16 protein-coding genes are annotated in these 20,776 nt (G+C 36.5%); 7 read left to right on the plus strand and 9 right to left on the minus strand.

The annotated features are described in order from the left end of the window. The first annotated feature begins 71 nt into the window (after nucleotides 1-71). The 3 genes from ACIR310F_RS0114690 (at nucleotide 72) to ACIR310F_RS0114700 (ending at nucleotide 4,448) form a co-directional block, all read left to right on the plus strand. The gene (locus ACIR310F_RS0114690; RefSeq protein WP_028084473.1) at nucleotides 72-2,051 is read left to right on the plus strand and encodes an ATP-binding cassette domain-containing protein; all 1,980 of its coding nucleotides are present in this window, start codon (nucleotides 72-74) and stop codon (nucleotides 2,049-2,051) included. 107 nt (nucleotides 2,052-2,158) lie between these two features. Beyond that, nucleotides 2,159-3,265 (plus strand): ABC transporter permease, encoded by a 1,107-nt coding sequence (locus ACIR310F_RS0114695; protein WP_028084474.1) that lies wholly within the window; start codon nucleotides 2,159-2,161, stop codon nucleotides 3,263-3,265. Nucleotides 3,266-3,326: 61 nt separating this feature from the next. Continuing rightward, on the plus strand, nucleotides 3,327-4,448 hold the full coding sequence (locus tag ACIR310F_RS0114700) for an ABC transporter permease (protein WP_028084475.1): 1,122 nt from the start codon (nucleotides 3,327-3,329) through the stop codon (nucleotides 4,446-4,448). Between the two features lie 25 nt (nucleotides 4,449-4,473). Here the strand turns inward: ACIR310F_RS0114700 and ACIR310F_RS0114705 are convergent, their stop codons facing one another. The 5 genes from ACIR310F_RS0114705 to rpsB all read right to left on the minus strand — a co-directional run bounded on the left by ACIR310F_RS0114705 (nucleotide 4,474) and on the right by rpsB (nucleotide 13,065). Continuing rightward, entirely contained in the window at nucleotides 4,474-7,266 is a 2,793-nt protein-coding gene (locus ACIR310F_RS0114705; protein WP_028084476.1) for a ParA family protein, read from the minus strand. Between the two features lie 295 nt (nucleotides 7,267-7,561). Then, a complete protein-coding gene (gene recG / locus ACIR310F_RS0114710) occupies nucleotides 7,562-10,042 on the minus strand; it encodes an ATP-dependent DNA helicase RecG (protein WP_028084477.1) in 2,481 nt (826 codons plus the stop codon). Between the two features lie 136 nt (nucleotides 10,043-10,178). Next, nucleotides 10,179-11,012 carry a hypothetical protein gene (locus tag ACIR310F_RS0114715; RefSeq protein ID WP_028084478.1) on the minus strand — a complete coding sequence of 278 codons (834 nt, stop codon included), beginning with the start codon at nucleotides 11,010-11,012 and terminating at the stop codon, nucleotides 10,179-10,181. Nucleotides 11,013-11,249: 237 nt separating this feature from the next. Further along, nucleotides 11,250-12,194, minus strand: coding sequence for a translation elongation factor Ts (gene tsf / locus ACIR310F_RS0114720; RefSeq protein ID WP_028084479.1), 945 nt, complete (start codon nucleotides 12,192-12,194; stop codon nucleotides 11,250-11,252). Nucleotides 12,195-12,291: 97 nt separating this feature from the next. Further along, nucleotides 12,292-13,065, minus strand: a complete 774-nt coding sequence (gene rpsB / locus ACIR310F_RS0114725) for a 30S ribosomal protein S2 (RefSeq protein ID WP_028084480.1) — start codon at nucleotides 13,063-13,065, stop codon at nucleotides 12,292-12,294. Nucleotides 13,066-13,580: 515 nt separating this feature from the next. Here rpsB and ACIR310F_RS0114730 point away from each other — a divergent pair. After that, entirely contained in the window at nucleotides 13,581-14,642 is a 1,062-nt protein-coding gene (locus ACIR310F_RS0114730; RefSeq protein WP_028084481.1) for a D-alanine--D-alanine ligase family protein, read from the plus strand. 124 nt (nucleotides 14,643-14,766) lie between these two features. Continuing rightward, the gene (locus ACIR310F_RS23730; protein ID WP_155963838.1) at nucleotides 14,767-15,090 is read left to right on the plus strand and encodes a hypothetical protein; all 324 of its coding nucleotides are present in this window, start codon (nucleotides 14,767-14,769) and stop codon (nucleotides 15,088-15,090) included. 533 nt (nucleotides 15,091-15,623) lie between these two features. Here ACIR310F_RS23730 and ACIR310F_RS0114740 read toward each other — a convergent pair. From ACIR310F_RS0114740 to ACIR310F_RS0114750, 3 genes are all read right to left on the minus strand, one after another. After that, complete coding sequence (locus ACIR310F_RS0114740; protein ID WP_028084482.1) at nucleotides 15,624-16,553, minus strand: alpha/beta fold hydrolase; 930 nt, start codon at nucleotides 16,551-16,553, stop codon at nucleotides 15,624-15,626. 19 nt (nucleotides 16,554-16,572) lie between these two features. Next, nucleotides 16,573-17,076 (minus strand): DUF4112 domain-containing protein, encoded by a 504-nt coding sequence (locus ACIR310F_RS0114745; RefSeq protein ID WP_028084483.1) that lies wholly within the window; start codon nucleotides 17,074-17,076, stop codon nucleotides 16,573-16,575. Nucleotides 17,077-17,220: 144 nt separating this feature from the next. After that, on the minus strand, nucleotides 17,221-18,090 hold the full coding sequence (locus ACIR310F_RS0114750; protein ID WP_028084484.1) for a YihY/virulence factor BrkB family protein: 870 nt from the start codon (nucleotides 18,088-18,090) through the stop codon (nucleotides 17,221-17,223). Between the two features lie 257 nt (nucleotides 18,091-18,347). Here ACIR310F_RS0114750 and ACIR310F_RS0114755 point away from each other — a divergent pair, with 257 nt between their 5' ends. Continuing rightward, the gene (locus ACIR310F_RS0114755; RefSeq protein WP_028084485.1) at nucleotides 18,348-18,932 is read left to right on the plus strand and encodes a Uma2 family endonuclease; all 585 of its coding nucleotides are present in this window, start codon (nucleotides 18,348-18,350) and stop codon (nucleotides 18,930-18,932) included. A 246-nt stretch (nucleotides 18,933-19,178) separates the two neighbouring features. Here ACIR310F_RS0114755 and thrC read toward each other — a convergent pair whose 3' ends face one another. After that, nucleotides 19,179-20,270, minus strand: coding sequence for a threonine synthase (gene thrC, locus ACIR310F_RS0114760; RefSeq protein WP_028084486.1), 1,092 nt, complete (start codon nucleotides 20,268-20,270; stop codon nucleotides 19,179-19,181). Between the two features lie 258 nt (nucleotides 20,271-20,528). Between thrC and ACIR310F_RS0114765 the strand changes: the two genes are divergently transcribed. Then, nucleotides 20,529-20,720: a hypothetical protein gene (locus ACIR310F_RS0114765; protein WP_035368080.1), complete on the plus strand. Its 192-nt coding sequence runs from the start codon at nucleotides 20,529-20,531 to the stop codon at nucleotides 20,718-20,720. The last annotated feature ends 56 nt before the right edge of the window (nucleotides 20,721-20,776 follow it).

Below are 20,776 nucleotides of genomic sequence, written 5' to 3' on the forward strand. Positions count from 1 at the left end.
GAAATGAACCACGAAGAAGCGAAGGACGCGAAGGAAGAAAAGAAGGAAGAAAATAAAAGGGAAAATTCATTATGACTAATTACCCATTACCAATTATCAATCACCAATTACCAATTACCAATTACCAAATAGAAGCTATTCGGGTTAGTAATTTACATAAACATTATGGGAAATTAGCCGCAATTAAAGGAATTAGTTTCACTGTTAATCAGGGGGAAATGTTTGGTTTAATTGGTCCTGACGGTGCGGGTAAAACTACGACTTTCCACATTTTAGGTGGTGTAATGGAAGCGACTGCGGGGGAAGTTTTGGTATTTGGTAAACCGGCACGAAATTCGCGGTTAATGACGGGATATCTAACACAACAATTTTCTTTATATTTGGATTTGAGTATTGATGAAAATTTGCGTTATGCGGGGGGGTTGCGACAGGTTGATGATGATTTATTATGGGAACGCAGCCATAAATATCTGACATTAATGAGTTTAGAACAATTTGGCGATCGCTTGGCTGGTGAATTATCAGGAGGTATGAAACAAAAGCTGGCCTTATGTTGTGCTTTGGTGTCTCAACCGCAGGTTTTATTATTAGATGAACCGACTACGGGAGTTGACCCAGTTTCTCGACGAGAATTTTGGGATGTGTTAGCAGAATTATCCGCCCAGGGGATGACAATTGTGGTAGCCACGCCCTATCTGGATGAGGCTGAACGCTGTCATCGTGTGGCTTTAATGTATAATGGTCAAATCCATGAAATTGGCACTCCAGCGGCTTTAAGAACCAATTTAGGTTTACATCGTTTGCAGGTAAAAACTACTAATTTGGAAGTCAGCGAGAAAATTCTTTTCCAGAATTTAGACACAAATATACTATATAAAAATATAGTTGATATTCAAACTTTTGGCGATCGCTTAGATGTTTTAGTTGAAGATGTAACTATGGGTGAAAATCAAGTTAATGAATTACTAAAACCATATCATCCCCATATTGAACCTAATGAACCTACTTTAGAAAATGTCTTTGTTACTCGTCTGCGACAACAGGGTTCTGTACCCAAATTTTTAGAATTTCCCCGTTATCGTGGTGGAAATAGAGAAGAATTAAAAATTAAAAATTCTGATTTTCAAATTGCTATTTATGCGAATAATCTTAACCGTGTATTTGGTAAATTTCAAGCAGTTAAAAGTGTGAATATTGAAGTGCGTTATGGGGAAATATTCGGACTTTTAGGAGCAAATGGCGCAGGAAAAACTACCACAATTAAAATGTTATGTGGATTATTAGAACCTAGTGGTGGAGAAATTTCTTTAGGTGGAGAAACTGGAAATTTACGAAGTCCAGAATTAAGAAAACGTATTGGTTATATGAGTCAAAAATTCACCATTTATGACGATTTAACAATTCTACAAAACCTAGAATTTTATAGTGGTGTTTATAGCGTTCCCCGCAAACATAGAAGAGAAAAAATTGATTGGGTAATATCTACCTGCGGGTTAGAAGGACGAGAAAATATGTTAACGGGACAATTACCAGGAGGTTGGAAACAAAGGGTTGCTTTTGGTGCTTCAGTCATGCACGAACCTGATATTTTATTTTTAGATGAACCAACATCTGGAGTAGACCCTTTAGCGCGTCGTCAATTTTGGAAACTAATAAATGATTTTGCGCGAAATGGGACAGCAATTTTAGTTACAACCCATTATTTAGAAGAAGCAGAACAATGTAACCGCATGAGTTTTATGGTAGCTGGAGAAATCGCTGCGGAAGGTTCACCCAGTTTTATCAAAACTTCCCAACCAGGAAAACTGATAGAAATAATTGTGAATCAAAATCAAGCTGCTTCCAAACTATTAAAACAGAAATTTGGTGCTTGGAGAGTTTCAATCTTTGCTAATAGTTTACATATTGTTCTTGACAACCCAGAAATAGAAATTCCCCAAGTAATACAGCTTTTAAAATCCGCAAACCTTATAATTGAATCTCTTCGTCCTATTCCTTTTTCTCTAGAAGATGCCTTTATTGGTATAGTACAAAGAGTAGAAAATAGCTAACAAGTAAAAAACTAACACAATTTATAAAATTTTGTTATAAGATTTTGTTATAAAATTCTGGGTTTGACTTCTTTCTACCCAACCTACTCTTTTTAAGCCCCAAAATTATGAAAATAATTATTTCCCAATGTATTAAAGAGCTATCTCAATTTAAACGTGATAAATTGACATTAGCACTAGCATTTTTATTACCATTCATGACATTGTTAATATTCGGTTTTGCTACCAGATTAGAAAGTCAAAATATTCCCTTAGTTGTCCAGGATTTTGACCATACAAACCTAAGCAATAGCTATATTGAAAAATTATATGCTACCAATCAATTTATTCCCAAAGAATGGTCAGGAGGAGACCCAGCGCGAGATGCTATTGATAAAGGTATTGCTAAAGTAGCGGTAATTATTCCTTCCCAATTTAGTAGAGATATTAAAGCTAATAAACCTACTACAGTGCAAGTTTTAATTGATGCCACAGATGTTAATAATGCCCGTGTAATTAGAGGAAGTATTCAAAGAGTTACCAATTTCTTTATGCAGGAAGAAAAACTTTTACCTGCTACTAAAATAATTACCGCTAGAATCCGTTTATGGTTTAATCCTGGTAGATTAGAATCATTATATATTGTTCCCGGAGTATATGCCGTAATACTGTGGATTTTTCCATCTTTACTAACAGCAATTGCTATGGTAAGAGAAAAAGAAAAAGGGACAATTTTACAAGTTTATGCTTCTAGTATTAGTGCCACAGAATTGTTATTAGGTAAAGGTATGGCTTATCTATTAATTGCCATAACTGAGGCATTAGTTGTGATAGGATTAGGAGGAATTATTTTTAAATTAAGCGTGGTTAATAACCCAATCACTTTATTATTAGGAACTCTGATATTTCTGATAGATAGTGTGATGTTTGGCTTACTTGTGGGGGTACGTAGTAATAACCAAAATTCCGCTGTTCAAATTATTTCTTTAGTCGGGTTTATTAGCTCTTTATTATTGTCTGGTTTTATCTATCCTCTCAATAATATTCCTTTTCCCCTTTCACTTGTCACTAATGTAGTTCCCGCTCGTTATTATATTAATATTACTCGTGATGCTTTTCTGCGTGGTACAGGTTGGCCAGGAGTTTGGTTTGATTTTCTCATGTTAACAGTTTTAGGTTTGATATTTTTTAATCTCTCCCGTCGAATTTTAAGTAAGATGCAAATTAGTAATTAGTCAGTTGTCAGTTGTTCGACTATTACCTATTACCTGTTACCTATTACCTATTACCTATTTGATGAAATTTATTCTTCAATTCTTTGATAATCCATTTTGGGCGTTAGTGCGAAAAGAAATTAATCAAATTTTACGCAATAGACAATTGATTGTTTTGTTGATAGTCCCGCCAACAGTGCAATTATTACTTTATGGATTTGCACTTAATCCTGATGTCCAAAATTTGAAATTAGGTGTGATTGATTATGCTCATGTTGCTGATAGTCGGGAACTAATTTCAGCCATGACTTCCAATCGAATTTTTACTTTAGAATCTGTACCAAATAGCGAAAAAGATTTAAGTCAACAAGTAGAAAAAGGAAAGTTAGATGTAGGGGTGATAATTCCTCCTGAGTTTCCACGTAAATTAGCACAGAAATCGGCAGAAATTCAAGTTTTTATTGATGCTGTAAATGCCAATACAGCGGGTATTGCTGCTAATTATATGAATCAAATTGTTCAACAATACAATCTGAGTTTGGAACAAGGTAAACGCAGTCCTCCCGTATCATCTCAAGTCGTATTTCTATATAATCCTGGACTTATAAGTAGTTGGTTTTTTGTACCGGGAGTCATGGGTTTAGTGTTAACATTAATCGGTACATTAGTTTCCGCAGTCACTGTTGTACGCGAGAAAGATACGGGAACTTTGGAACAATTGTTAATGACTCCAGCGGCCAATTGGCAAATCTTGTTATCAAAAATTGTCCCTTTGGTTTTTTTACTCATGGGGGATGTCATGTTAGCTTTAACCTTAGGAATTGTGGTATTTAATTTGCCATTTCGGGGCAGTTTTTTATTATTTATTTCCTTATCAGGTATGTATGTATTTGTGGGAATTAGTTTAGGAATTATGTTAGCGACTGTTTGTCGTTCTCAACAGCAGGTATTACTCACATCTTTCTTTATTAATTTACCAATTGTGCAGACATCTGGGGCAGTTTCTCCTATTGAAGCTATGCCTACTTTTTTCCAAGTTCTATCTTTACTAAATCCTTTACGTCATTACATCACAATTGTGCGAGGTATTTTACTTAAGGGAGTTGGTTTAGATGTGTTGTGGATTCATGTTTTAGCATTACTTGGTTTTGCTGTGGTGTTGTTGAGTATTAGTGTGAGTAAGTTTCGGAATCAGTTGAGTTAAATCAAGATTAGCGAAATTCAAAAAATTACATAATTCCTTTCTCTAGTGCTTGACGTTTTAGTACCATTACACGAGGACGCGCTCCACGAGCTAGAGAAAATCCTAGACCTTCACGGAATATTTCAGGCATATAAAAACGTGCAGTATCTTGTTTTCCTGTATCTTCGTAAATCACCCCCATTTCTTCTAACATCCTCACTGTTGGCTGATCCATACCTAACTCTTCGACAGCAAAAGGAATTTTCTTTTGTTCTGGCGTAAACTGATAAAGAGTTTCATCAACCCATTTTCCAAATGTGGGATATTCTTCTTTGGCTTCATCTACTTTTTTTCTACTACATGGCTCAATTGCTCGACGGATAGCTTGAGGGGGTAAAAGTCTATTTGCGAACCACTTTACAAATTGTGATTCTTGATAATTCTCTATTGTTATATCAGCCGCATGGTATAAAAGACGGACAACATCTCTTGCTTGCAGTCTGTTATTAAAATCTGTTAATGCAGCAAATATCCAAGAATGTGTGTAGGCTTCATTCGAGTTATCTGCACCAATTTTTTTACCCCATAACTTCTGTAATTCTTCGATAATATTTTTTTTGCTTAAACTGCCAATAATATTTTGATTTGCGTCTATTAACTGTGCTTTACTACAAATCCAATAAACAAGCCTTAGAAAAGACTCTTGATCCCAGGATAAATCGTAAGGACGATAAAGATTTTCAAACTGTTTCAAGTCTTGTTTAATTGTATAACGGAGAAAGTCTCGACGGAGAAAAATTATTAAACCAATATTAGATTGTCGTATTTCAGATAACTGCCCTGGTACATTTTGAATCAAGGCTCTTAAAGCTCTTTCTTGTTGTGGCTGATAAGAAATCTCAGGAAAAATATTTTCTAACCCATCAAAAAGAAAGATTATCCGTAAATTTTTCTTTTTTAATTCACGATTTATTATGCTCAGATTATTAACATTTCCGTTTTCACCATTAATACCTATAGCTATTGATATTTCATTGATCCAAAATTCTGTCCATTCTGGTTCTGCCCAATTTATGTTCGATAAAGCTTTTTGAATTTTAGTCTTGAAACCATCAGGTGAAAATTCAGGTAAATTCTCGCTTAGAGCTTTTCTAACATTATTTCTAGCTTCATTAGTTACGTTCTTAGCTTTATCGAGAAGGTTGCCTGTTTGCAGCAGAGGAAATATATAAGTTTGTGATTCTGATGATGTTGATATATTGTCAATTTTATCTAAAAATGATTCCCAATACTTAAACCTTGACAACTGAACATAATTAAAAGTTTTACCTGCCCCCTTAGCTCCAATGGATACAACACAAGGTAATTGTTCTTTGTAATTAGTCGCTAAATTTTTTAATGGTTCTGTTACTAATAAATCTTCCCCTTCTCCATTTTCAGCATATTCATAACGCTGACTCAGATCCCTAAGTCGGTTAACTTCTGTAAGTCTATCTGTTTCTTCTCTAAGGCTTAAACTTGATTCCTCAGTGGATGTAGTGATTAACTCTCCCTCAGCCCACTCTTGAGCAATTTTCATTACTGAAATTGAAGTTCTATTTAATTTAGAGCGTGCATCTTCCCAGTCATTTACATAAAGTAATTCCTCTACAAAATAAGCTTCTTTTATTTCCAATCTTGGCTCATCTAACTTATCTTCTTCTGATTGTACATAAGCAGATATTAATTCAAATAAGGCATTATTAAATGCTGGTAATTTTTTAAATTCTTCTTTTAACATACTAATTACTATTGATGGATCATAGTATTCTTTATCTTTAACTTCTGCTTCTAATGGTGCAACTTTGCCAATTTGTTTTAAAACCAAACTTGTACCTTGAATAGATTGATCATTAATTGTTGTCACAAGAAAACGCTGGATTCTGGGATCAAAAATTATGGGACTAGATATTTCACTTAAACCTGCTCTCAAATCAATAAAAACATAATCTACACCTAAAATTTCACCTAAATGATGAATAGCATTACCATATTCCCATGTTCCATCTATACCTCTGACTAAATGTTCAGGTAAAATAGGTATATCTAATAATTCATTATCTTTTAGAAATGCAGGTAAAAAATAAACTTGTGAATTTCCTTCATGTTTCACTGATTTTTTTACTTCGTTAGCAAATAAAGCAAGTGCTTTTTCTCTATCAATTGGTGAATAGTGGTAAACTTCTAAAAAATTAATAAAAGAAACGGATGGTTGTTGTTTTGCCAACGCATTCCAATAGGTAAGACCTGGTGCTTCCAAATCAGCATCAATAACTAACACATTTATAGACTCATTTAACTCTTTAGCTCTATCTAACAAAGCAAAAAGATGGGCTGTTAAATTTAATGTTCTTCCCACACCACCTTTAAAAGAATAAAACGCTATTAAACTAGGTTTTTCCGTATATGCTTCTGGAAGCTTAACTATTTTTTTGACAGCAGGTTCTGTTTCTGAATCACTTTCTGAATTACTTTCTAAATAAGCAATTTCTTCCCAAAAAGGACGTATCTCAATATCTGTTATATAAGGTTCTTCTTCTGAGATAAATTCCACGGGTAATGTAGCATCACCAATATCAAATCGAATAACAGATTCCTCTTCATCGTACCAATCTCCAAACCATTCTTTTAATACGTCATTGACTTTATTTATAAAATTTTCATCAGCAATATTTATTTCTACAGCATCAGAAAAACACCTAATACTTACTATGTTCTCTGGTAAATTACTCCCATAGTTAGTTTTGCGGCGAAAAATTCTTCTAATATCAAGCCAAGTCAGTAATTGAAAATCTTTCATAGTCCTTGAAGTTCTGTTTTAATCAATTCAACAATTTTTAACAATTTTTCTTCTATGTCTGCGTCTGTTATTTTTTCCGGTTTATTCTCACTCTTATCTTTTTTTAAGATGAACTTCCCTCCATAGCGCCAAATCTGGTTAATGTTATCAGGCGTTAATTGTCGTTCTGATTTTACCTTAGCATGAGAATTATCCTGAATATCTTGAATAAATAATTGTCACGCCATGCTCTTTGCATTTCCCTGTCTGTAAAAGTTATCTTCATTCCCGTTAACCAAGATATTACTCAGTTATTTTACGTCAAAATCGCGCCACCCATTAACCGACTATACCTATACTTTAACTCATCCTGCATTAATGGCCAACGCGCTAAACTTGTATCAATATCAATCACCTTTTCCGCTGCTTGTCGTGCTAACAGCAAAATGTCCTCATCTTCCACCAAACTAGCTAAGGTAAAATCTGCTACACCAGATTGGCGAGTTCCCATCACTTCCCCCGGACCACGAAACCGCATATCCATTTCAGAGATAAAAAACCCATCTTGGGACTGTTCCAATACTTTTAAACGCTGTTGAGCATCTGCACTTCTTGTACTACTCATTAATAAACAGTAAGATTGCGCTGCACCTCGTCCTACACGCCCCCGTAATTGGTGTAATTGTGATAAACCAAATCTTTCCGCGTTTTCAATTAACATCACGGTAGCATTAGGCACGTCTACACCCACCTCAATCACAGTGGTAGAAACGATAATTTGAGTTTCATTATCGCGGAATTTGTGAATTGCTTCGTCTTTTTCGGTTGAAGTCATGCGTCCATGTAATAACCCAACTTGAAAATCAGGAAAAACGCTTTCTTGTAATTTTTGATGTTCCTCTACAGCGGAACGCAAATCTAATTTTTCCGACTCTTCTACCAAAGGTAAAACTACATAAACCTGTCTACCTTGGACAACTTCTCGACGGATTAAATCATAAGCTTGGGTTCTTTGATGACCAGTCAATAAAGTGGTTTTAATTTGTTGTCTTCCTGGTGGTAATTCATCAATTTGACTAACATCTAAATCCCCATGTACCGTTAATGCCAAAGTGCGAGGAATAGGAGTTGCAGTCATTGTTAAAACATGAGGTTGTTCGCCTTTTTGTTGCAATTTTGCTCTTTGTTGTACCCCAAAACGATGCTGTTCATCTATTACCACTAAACCCAATCTTTGGAAATTAACTTTATCTTGAATTAAGGCATGAGTCCCAACTAATAAAGGTAATTCACCAGTTTCTAATTGAGCATGAATTTCTCGTCTTTTAGCTATTTTTGTCGAACCTGTTAATAATTCCACAGGCAAATGTAGCAGGTTAAACCAACTAACTAACTTACGATAATGCTGTTCTGCTAATACTTCCGTGGGAGCCATTAACGCTGCTTGATAACCTGATTGAATTGCGGCTAAAATAGCCATAACAGCAACAACAGTTTTACCTGAACCAACATCACCTTGAACTAAACGATTCATGGGTGTAGGTTTTTGTAAATCGGTGAGAATTTCATTAATAACTCGTTGCTGTGCGCCGGTAAATTTAAAGGGGAGAATTTTCTGGAATTTTTCTAATAATTTTCCCTTGGGTGTAAGAACAGCACCAGTTTGAATTGTTTTAGCTTGTTTCTGACGTTGTAATAAACCAACTTGTAAATAGAAAAATTCATCAAATACTAAGCGACGACGAGCAATTTTTAAGGAGTCACTATCTTTAGGAAAATGAATATTAGGAATAGCTTCTTTTAATTCCATTAAATCATATTTTTCTCGTAAACCTTTAGGCAAAGGATCTTTTAAATTAACTGCCGCTGTTAAAGCCGTCATTACGGCCTGTCTGACAGTATTAGCTACTACTCCTTCAGTCAAGCTGTAAATAGGCACAACTCGCCCAATAGTGAGGGAATCAATAGGATCTCCAGGATTTGCTAAAACTTCCAATTCTGGGTTATCCAAAGTTAAACCATATTTACCACCTTTGACTAATCCACAAGCCGCCAACATACTACCTACAGGATAGTTGCGTTTTAAAGTTTCCTGCCAACCACGACTAGTAAAACGCGCACCTGCAAAAAATCTGCTAACTTTAATTTGTCCCGTATTATCTTTGAGAATTAATTCTAAAATTGATAATTTTTTATTTTTAGGACTGGTAAAGAAATTAAATCTTTTCACCGTCGCTATGATAGTTACTGTTTCCCCTCCCGTTAATTCACTAATATTTACCTGACGGGCATAATCAATATGATCACGAGGATAATAAAATAATAAATCACGGACGGTATGTAAATCTAATCGGGCTAAACTTTCAGCTTTTTTAATACCGATTTCTGGTAAAACGCTAAGTTTTTGATCAATTTTGGGGGCTAGTTTTTTACTGACTTCGGCAACAATTGGAGTGGTGGGATTTTGATTTTTAGAATTTTGATTTTTAAGTTCGTAAATTTTTGGGGGAGTTTTTGTTTCTAATTCTTCTTCTAATTGATTCAGATATTTTCTAACTTCTGCCACTAAATCTTTTTTTTCTGGTAATGCCAAATTTGGATAATTGGCAAATTGCATTGCTATTTCTTGCCAACGAGAACGTTCTTTTTGAGGTAAGCCCAGGGGAAATTTACCAAAGGTCAAACTCAAAAATTCACTAAAGCGGTGTTGCTTACCTACTAAATCTATAAAGCCATTTTCCGCTTCAAATGCTAAGGCTTTATGCAATCTTATCCAATCAGGTGTTTTATTAGTCATTGGTCATTAGTTGTTGGTCATTGGTTATTAGTTATTACTTGTTGGTTATTTGTTAAGAGATAAGAGATGATTGAGTTTTGAAAAACGGACTTTCTTGATAGAGATGCTCATATATTTTTATTCCTCTAAAGGCTGACTAATCCTCAAACCAACTAGCACGCCAAGCAGCTTCAGCTTCAGCAATCTTCAGTTCTTTTTGTCTTTTTTGATACTCACGTCCTAATTTACTCAGTTGCATTAAAATATTACGAATTCCTTTGCGCTCTGTCAATAGTGTCACATCAGCAAATTCTATTTCTTCGAGTCGCAAGTGAATAGCCATAATCTGAGTGATAGAATCTTCCGCATCTTCGTGATCACTAATTTCTATAACTAAGTTTAATATATTGGGAAAGCTGGGCATCATATCACTAGAAGATTCTGAAGCAGCAGTTGCGGCGGCTAAAATCGCTTCTGGTAGTTTTTTGGGTAAAACCCCTGTTTTTTGGATGAGAATATTAGCCCTTTGGGAGACTTGTTTTAAAGTTTCTTCAATTCCTTCTTCTACATATTGTTGCCATTCTACCAGTTCTATAGGGTTAGAAGGATCTAAAGCTTGAGGCTGTTGTTGATTTTCTTCTTGTTCCTCCTTTTCGTCTGGTTCGTTCTCTTCCTTAGTTTCTAAAACTGCTTCTGTTTGGGTAACTTCTGGAGGCTGAATATAACTAATTAATTCCTGGGCGGCTTGTTGACTTAATTGACGAATACCTTGTTGTAATTTTTGCCGTTGATTTAGTGATAAGTTAAGAAATTGATCGGGATATCCTTGGGTACACAAGTAATAACTGGCTAAAATCAATTGTTTTTGTAAAGCCAGTCCCAAAGTATCTATATATTTAGCATAAGCTAAATTGAGTTGTTGAGCGATCGCTCTGGTAGCCTCTTTTAATGCAATAATGTCTTTTTCTATCCGTTCAATTGCTCTGGCCATAATTTTAGACTGGTAATAGTCCTTTCTCTGTTGTCCATTGTCAATGATCAATCAATTGCCCCTGACTACAAATATAGGTACTTCTGAAAAAATAATCATCATTTAATAAAATACAGGCCACGTAGAACACGCTGGCCTGTAAATAGAAATAGTCATGAGTCAGAACTAAAAGTCTATCATCAACAGCAATCCATTAAGTATATCTTCTTAACAACTGACCAATGACCAATGATAAAATTACTTAGCACCCATTTGGGCAGCAACTTCCTCAGCAAAGCTAATTTCTTTCTTTTCAATGCCTTCACCCAGGACATAGCGAACAAAGCGACTAACTTGAACTTCTTCGCCAATTTTAGATTTTACTTGCCTTACCAAATCTTCTACCAAAATACTCTGATCACGAATATAAGGTTGATCTAGTAAAGTCATTTCTTTCAGGCGCTTTTCAATTCTACCTTGAACAATCTTTTCCCTAATGTTCTCTGGTTTGTTAGCCAAGTCGTCCTTACCCATTTCAATGTCTTTTTCCTTTTGGACAAGTTCGGCAGGAATTTTGTCCACGCTAACATATTCTACATTGGGACAAGCGGCAACTTGCATGGCTGCATTTTTGGCCAAACCCTGGAACTCTTCATTAGCAACTGCTGAATCACTTTCAGTAGTTAATTCCAACAATACACCAACACGACCACCAGTGTGAATGTAGCTGTCTGCTACTCCTGGTGTGCCATTAGCAAGAGAGAAATTAACAAACCGCCGCACTTGAATATTTTCCCCAAGGGTAGCAATTGTTTCTTTGATAAATTCCTCAACAGTAACGCTGGAATTTTCAATATAGGGTTGAGCTAATAAAGACTCAACACTATCCGCAGTGGCAGCTTGTTGAGCCAAGTTCTTTACTAAGGCTTTAAAAGCCTCATTCCGGGCAACAAAGTCCGTTTGACAGTTTACCTCTATGAGTACACCTACCTGACCACCAGGCTGAATATAGGTGTCTACCAGACCTTCAGCAGCAATACGACTACTACCTTTGTCGGCTTTAGCAATACCTTTTTGCCGTAACCAGGTTGTGGCGGCCTCGATATTACCATCATTTTCCTTCAGCGCCTTTTTGCAGTCCATCATGCCAGCACCGGTTTTTTGGCGTAGCTCTTGGACGAGTTTTGCAGATATTTCCGCCATGTTGCCTCAATTCCTAACTTGACAGATACAAATATTAATTAAGATTCTAAGATGATCAGGACTCATCTTAGAATCTTTAAATCCTGATTACAGATGTTTATTCTTCGTCTGATGAGTCACTAAGATCACTTTCGTCGTATTCGTCAGTGTAATCTTCGTAATCTTCGTAATCTTCTTCTACTTCTAGTTGACCGTGACGACCTTCATAAATAGCATCTGCTAATTTACCAACAATTAGCTTAATGGATCTAATTGCGTCATCATTGGCTGGGATAGGAATATCCACAACGTCTGGGTCACAGTTTGTATCCAACATGGACACAATGGGAATACCCAATTTTTCGCATTCTTGAACTGCGTTATATTCCCGTTTTTGGTCAACAATGATCACAATATCCGGGACTTTCCGCATATTCTTAATACCGCCCAGGTATTTTTGCAGCTTCGTCATTTCCCGACGCAGCATGGAAGCTTCCTTCTTGGGTAATAAATCCAGTGCGCCTGTTTCTTCTCTCCGTTCTAAATCTTTGAGACGTTCTGCTCTGGTTTTAATTGTTGCCCAATTCGTCAGCATTCCCCCCAACCAACGTTGGTTAATATAGTGAGAACCACAACGCAGAGCCTCTTGAGCAATAATTCCCGCTGCTTGGCGCTTAGTTCCCACAAACAGGAATTTTTTACCTTGCTCTGATTGAGTCCGCATATAATTATAGGCGTTATCCATCAACTGGGCTGTTTGCACCAAGTCTATGATATGTACACCATTGCGTGAGGTGTAGATATAAGGGTCCATTTTGGGGTTCCAACGTCGGGTTTGATGACCGAAGTGAACACCCGACTCCATTAACTGAGCCAAGGAAACTACTGGCATATTTTGTTACTCCTATTCGGGTTAAACCTCCACCCAGGTGCATTTCTCAAATTCAGAAACACCCGAATTCCTGGATGTGCGGAATTTTTGACAACTGTACTAGGGTAACACAAATATATGGACTTTGCCACTGAATCTAGATTTTTTTGTGAACGTCAAGATTTTTATTAGTTGTCACACAGCTATATTTACTAGTTCCCAGCCGGAGTCTGGGAACTAGACTTTGAGGCTCTGCCTCCAATAGAGAATAAAGACTGCATTTCATTTGTATAATTATGGCGGGCAGGATGCCCGCACCACAAGATTTAGTTATCTGAGGATTGTACAATTTAGCTGCTTTTTCCCTGCTTAGGAGAGTTGACAATTGATTTAAAATATGTTAAAGTTAAGCTGATGAGGAAGAACTATCTATAATAAATAATATAGATGAAGTAGAGATCCATGACGGGGGTTAATTAACAGTTGCTCTTCTTTGGTAATAATGGAAATTGCGGGTTTTGGAGATATATAAGAAAATGAATAAGCTACGGGTGGGTTTGCTATTTGGTGGACGTTCCGGGGAACATGAAGTTTCAATAATTTCTGCAAGGGCGATCGCTCAAGGTCTAAAATTAGAAGAAAATGCTAATAAATATGAAATTTTGGCTTTTTATATCCAAAAAGATGGAGTTTGGCAATCTGGAGTGATCGCGCAACAAGTTCTAGAATCTGGTGTTCCCCAAGAAATCCTCTCTACAACCCCTAATTTATGGCAATTCCCACCCGAAACCGCACAAGTTGAGCTTTGGTTTCCTATTCTTCATGGTCCGAATGGAGAAGACGGAACAATACAGGGTTTATTAACCTTAACACAAGTCCCCTTTGTCGGTTCTGGGGTATTGGGTTCAGCAACTGGGATGGATAAAATTGCCATGAAAATGGCCTTTGCTCAAGCGGGACTACCTCAAGTCAAATATAAAACTGTCACAAGAGCGCAAATTTGGTCAAATCCTTGTGTATTTCCTAAATTGTGTGATGAAATTGAGGCTGCATTAGGCTATCCTTGTTTTGTCAAACCTGCTAATCTAGGTTCATCAGTGGGAATTGCTAAAGTGCGATCGCGTCAAGAATTAGAGGTAGCATTAGATAATGCTGCTACCTATGATAGACGCATTATCGTCGAAGCTGGAGTTGTCGCAAGAGAAGTTGAATGTGCTGTTTTAGGTAATGATCACCCGAAAGCGTCAGTCATAGGTGAAATTACTTTTGACAGTGATTTCTACGACTACGAAACTAAATATACACCGGGAAAAGCGGATTTATTTATTCCCGCAAATTTACCAGAGTTAGTAGCACAGCAAATTCAAGAAATGGCCTTACAAGCTTTTGCTGCTGTTGATGCTGCTGGTTTATCTAGAGTAGACTTTTTCTATGTGGAAACTACGGGAGAAATTTTCATCAATGAAATTAATACCTTACCGGGGTTTACCTCCACAAGTATGTATCCCCAACTCTGGGCTAATACTGGTATACCATTTGCCCAATTAGTAGATCAATTGATTCAACTAGCAATTGAAAGACATTCTCCAGTTAATTAACAAAGACTAGCAAGGGGAAATATTTATTTTCCTCTTGTTTTGACTATGATTTGTGTGATTAAGATTAAGGTGATGGATAAAAACTATAGGAAATATAGTGATAAAATACCCTTGGATCTGGTTCTTGAGCTTATTTCTCATTCCTATAGGAATGACGATTTTTGCATATCAGCAATTGAGTTATGTTGGCTATGTGCCACAGAAAGCACAAGAAGAAGCCCCATTTTTGGCGATTCAGAAATCCCCTATTGCCACATTTTCCGATTCTAGTAATTCTATCCCTCCATGGTTGGTAATAGCGATCGCTGTTTGTTGTGCTGCGGGTTCTTTTGTAATTTTTTACTCACTTCAAAGTTCAATAGAGACACAAAAAACCACTCAACGCACTCGCAACAGTCAAAAATTGTCCCCTCAAAAACGTCATAAATCTAGAAATTCCTCCTCTTGATCATCTGATAGCAAAAATCCGCTATAATTTTCCCACCGGAGAAAATTCCATACCCCCCATTAACTTGTTGAATATATGTCAACACAGTGCTGAAAACTTGAAAATATCAGACTTTTGAGAAAGTGCCAACTTGGCAACCAAGTTTTAATCACATAGGTTACATTGATTCCAGATAAAGAAATTCAATATTGTCGTTATTAAAGGCTACTAAATATTGATTTTTTTATAGAAAACCATAGTTTATGGTGACATTTTTTAGCATAAATAACAATGATTTGTAGATAATTAATTTGGCATTTATTGACTCAAAAATAATAATAATCAGGTTTAACATTTACTGCGATGGGAATCTAATCACCCCCTATAAACACTGTCTTTATTATATCAAACCCCCCTAAATAACTGACAGTATTTATATATTCCTGAACGCTACAGCAGTAAATGTAGAGTGGGAGATTTCAGGCTTTTGGTATGCCTCTTCCCACTCTCTTTTTATTCATAGTGATGAGTTGTTGGTTATTCATTGTCAATTACTAATTAGTATCTTTTAAAAACTGCAAAATTGCTGCATTGACAACATCAGCAGCACCAGTGGAGGCATCATGATAACAATTTTGCAAAATTTGTAAGCGAGAATTAGGTAGATATTGATGTAATTTTTCTCCATGACTAACAGGAAACCAACTATCTTGATCACCCCATAAAATTAAGGTTGGACATTCAATGTTTTTGAGATTTTTTTGAATATTACTCAACATATTAGGCTGATTTGTGCGAAAATTCTCGATTTCTTTGGCAGCAATTTGTAATTCTTCGGCAACTTTGACCACAGTTCCAGGAATTTCAATAAATGGGTAAGTAATCCAATAAATATCTTCTGCTGTTAATAATGAGGGATCATATAATACCTTGCGTCTTTCTGTTCCCATAACTTCTCTAACTAAAGGTGCAAACCAATATGCTAGACGTAAATAATCAATTGCATGGATGATTTCTATTGGTGTTTTTGCCAGGAAATCCATAGCCCAGTGAGGTAATGTTTCTGTGAAAATAGGAGCATTAATGACTACTAAACGTCGGATTAAATGAGGACTGACACCTGCTAATCCCAGTGAAATTAATGCCCCTATAGATTCGGCCACAATTATCGGTGGTTGATCACATAAACCCTGAATAATGCGTTTTAATTCAATAATTTGATGTCCATTTTCTTCTCGACGAGATACAGGCTTTTCCGAAAAACCAAAACCTTTAAAATCACAACAAATTACGCGAAAATGTTGAGATAATGGCTGAATACTAAGCCGCCAATTATAACTCCAACTGCCTAAACCATGTAATAAAATAAGCGGTTTACCTTGACCTTTTTCACCATAGGCTATTTGAATTGGATAACCTTGAGAATCGGTAATAGTGAGATTTTGCCGCCCTTGAGGAAAATTATCTTGCCACCAATCTTTCATAATTTTATGTAGGAGTAATTTAACTACCAGTGATAACTTGCCATAATATTCTTATTAATATCACGGGGATGGATATTAAGACAATAGCAATCAGAAATAAGCCGATAATCAAGAGGAGGATAAAGGAGTTATTTGCTTTTTTATTTTTGTGAGGATCTTTTAGGGCTTCTTCTAATAAAATGATATTATAATTATTAGCTTTCCAGGCAAAATCAAAGAAGTCTCCTAACATAGGAATAGAGCCAACTAAGGAATCAATAATCACATTTATGACCATCCTTCCTAATGTGGCTGTAGATAGGCCTAATTGTGCGGCTTCAATGATAATATAAAAGGAAAATATTAGTCCTAGAGCGTCACCACATAAAGGTATTAATCCCATGATTGGATCTAAACCGATTCCCACTTGTGTTCCGGGAATGGTAATTATATTATCTAATATTTTACTAAGTTGACGTAAACGCTTTAATCGAGGTGCATAACCATCAGGTGTGATAGAAAAGTGTTCAGGAGAATTAGGCATTATTAATGATTTTTACTGACTAAGTGATCAATTTGCTTATTATCTCATTTTTCTAACTGAAATTTTTCAGATTTATTTGAGAAATATATAGTTGTTGCTCGACTGTAATTTTAAATCAGATTTTTCTGTTTTAATTTTCAATTTTTAATTCTTCATTTCTTCACCGACAGTTACATTTAATTGGTATCCGACTAAAAGAACAAAAGCACTCATCCATAACCATAACATTAAGACAATAACAGCGCCCACTGCACCATAAACTTTATTATAATTGCCGAAATTCCTAACATAGAGACGAAATATTGCAGAAACTATTGCCCAAAAAATAGCTGCTAAAATTGCTCCTGGTATTAGTGGTGTATTTGCTTGACATTTGCTAGGTCCATAGCGATAAACAAAAGCAAAAGCGGTTGCAACTGTAGCCAATGCTAAAGGCCAACGTAAAAATTGCCAAAGATGGGATATAAAGATTAAATAAGTATTGTTATTTACGACAATTCCCAGGAGTAAATCACTAATAAATACTAAAAAAGAAGCCAGCATTAATAATAATATAGTCCCGATTGTTAAACTAAGAGATATCAGTTTTGCTTGCCAAAAAGAACGCATTTTTTTGGGGTGAATTTGTTGAATTTTATCTAAAGCTGTCATAGCGGTATTAATTGCCCCAGAAGCTGTCCAAAGGGTAATTACAAAGCTCAGAGAAAATAAACTACTATTTTTAGAATTAGCAATTTCATGAGTAGCAAAATCACGAATTAATATCCAAGCTTCTTGGGGGACAATTTTACTCAGTTCTGTCGCTAGTTGAATAAATGTGTTTCGCAAAGATTCTGCAAATAAACCAATTGCTGTTAGTAAGGCTATAATTGCCGGAAATAGCGATAACATGGTATTAAAGGCTATTTCCGCAGCTAATCCTAACAGTCTTGTTTCTATTGTCCTCGCAAAAGTTTTTTTCAATGTGCGCCATTTTAAGTGACGAAAAAAGCTGATAAAATGAAAATTGAACATATTTAAGGGGGTTCTGGCAGAGTTTATCAGGCCTCCTCAGTGATTATACTATAAAAATCTATAATGAAGCAGGTAGTGGCAAGACTATAGCTATTCAGCGACAAAGTACCCAATTTAATTCAAACTTGAGCAAGAAAATCAGGCTCAAGCCCGGAAAAGTCTGACTATGGCTTTAGGTGATGTTATTGATCAATTGATCAACTATACTGCATTTTTTGTAGTAATATGTATTAAGGGAATAGAATTATATTTATGTTATGGTTCAAATTACTCAAGCACCAGTCAATTATTTTTCCTTTGCAGATTACTATGCCTATGATGATGGTACTGGAAATCGCTATGAATTAGTGGATGGAGAATTAGTTTTAATGCCACCAGAATCAATTTTTCACTCCGATGTATCAATGCGATTATTGTTGGAATTGGCTAAAATAGTCCCTCTTTATTTATTAAAATATAAAGAGATTATGATTGAGGTAAGTGGACGTAGGGCTAAGGTACGAATACCCGATTTATTAGTTTTGGGTGAAGAATGTCGCGCTGCTTTAGAAACTACCAAACGAGGAACAATTACCCATGATATGCCACCACCATTAATAGCAATAGAGGTGGTATCACCTGGTACTGAAAATGAAGTAAGAGACTATCGTTTCAAGCGTTCTGAATATGCAGCCAGGGGAATTGCTGAATATTGGATTGTTGACCCTGTACAGAACAAAATTACAGTTTTATCTTTAGTGGAAGGCTTTTATGAAGAATTTATCTATACAGGTGATGATTTGATTAAAAGTGCAGTATTTCCAGAAATTGAGATTAAGGTCAGTGATATTCTCGTTCCATAAATTAAAGCTTAAGAACGGGGGTTGAATGAAAGTAAAACAATCGCCTTTGTCTAGAATATCCTAGAATCATCTGTACTGTATTTAATTTGTATAATTATAGCGGGCAGGATGCCCGCACCACAATATCTAGCCATATTAGGATTGTACAATTTAGCTGCTTAACAGCTTAGAATAAGCGATAGCGAAGCACTGGCCGGAAATCGCTTATTTCCATCCTTAAAACCTGTTACAAACCCTAAAATTTGTTTAAAATCCCATGGCTTCTGCAACAGCCTTTACATCTGCTGCAATCCCCTGTTTAAATTGGGCATGACTGTGTTTAATAGCGGTATCTGGGTCTTTCAACCCATTACCAGTGAGGACACAAACCACAGTTGCAGCGGTGGGAACTTCGTCTTTTACCTGTAACAATCCTGCTACAGAAGCTGCACTAGCGGGTTCACAGAAAATCCCTTCCGATGATGCTAATAGACGGTAAGCGTCGAGAATTTCCTCGTCAGTCACAGCGCGGAAAGTCCCTTGACTGGCTGTTTGCGCTGCAATGGCCTTATCCCAACTGGCAGGATTACCAATTCTAATGGCTGTGGCTATAGTTTCAGGATGTGTGACTGGTTGACCATTGACCAAGGGTGCAGCCCCAGCGGCTTGAAAACCCATCATTTTCGGGAGGCGATCGCATTTACCATGTTGATGGTATTGACAAAAACCCATCCAATATGCTGTAATATTACCGGCATTGCCCACGGGAATACATAGCCAATCGGGGGCATCACCCAAAGCATCAACAACTTCAAAAGCGCCAGTTTTTTGGCCTTCTAAACGGTACGGATTTACAGAATTTACTAAAGTAATAGGATATTGATCCGCCATTTCTCGGACAATTTCCAGAGCGCGGTCAAAATTGCCTTGAATTGCTAGCACCTCAGCCCCATAAAGTAACGCTTGTGCCAACTTTCCCAAAGCCACGTAACCATCGGGAATTAATACAAATGGGCGCATCCCACCTCTTCTAGCATAGGCAGCGGCAGCGGCGGAGGTATTACCAGTGCTGGCACAAATTACAGCCTTAGCACCCGCTTCTGCTGCTTTAGAAATTGCCATTGTCATTCCCCGGTCCTTGAAGCTACCAGTGGGGTTAAGACCATCATATTTGACATACACCTTCACCTGTCTGCCAATACGTTCGGCGATGGCTGGCACGGGAATCAAAGGTGTGTTACCTTCCAAGAGAGTGACCACGGGGGTTTTTTCGCTAACAGGCAAGTACTGACGATAGGCTTGTATTAGCCCTGGCCAAGGTTGGTAATGAGATTTAGCAGCAGACAGGCTCAAAGTCACGGGATTCAAAATTTATTAATTAAGGATTTGGGATCTGGAATGCTTTTAGTATAAGTATTCCACGTTTCAAGTCATAATCTTAGTTGTGGGGCATCTTCACCAAGAGCGGAGAGGATAATGACCACATTTGTAATTTATTAGAGTATATGATGAAAACTAAACAATATTTTAACAAAGCTGGGGATTAGCATGATTGGCATATTATAATTATAATATTTATAACTAATGGTGTGAGTTAAGTTTGTAATACCAATAACTATGTCTACTATGTCATCCAGTGTTTCCGAATGCGAATCCCACGTTAACCTAGTTAAGAAGTTAACTAAGGCTTATTATCGAGACGATCAGCAAGTCAAGTTTATGAACTTACAAGCGGAGATAGATTCTCTTCTAGAGCAACTGCAAAATCTCAAGAGCGAACTGGAAATTCCTAGAGAGGAAATTAGCTAGTTAACCATTTGCTAACTTTCGTTAACTAACGATCTACTTTCCCCATGGCATACATA

The organism is Dolichospermum circinale AWQC310F, from assembly GCF_000426925.1.
Classification (GTDB): Bacteria; Cyanobacteriota; Cyanobacteriia; order Cyanobacteriales; family Nostocaceae; genus Dolichospermum; species Dolichospermum circinale.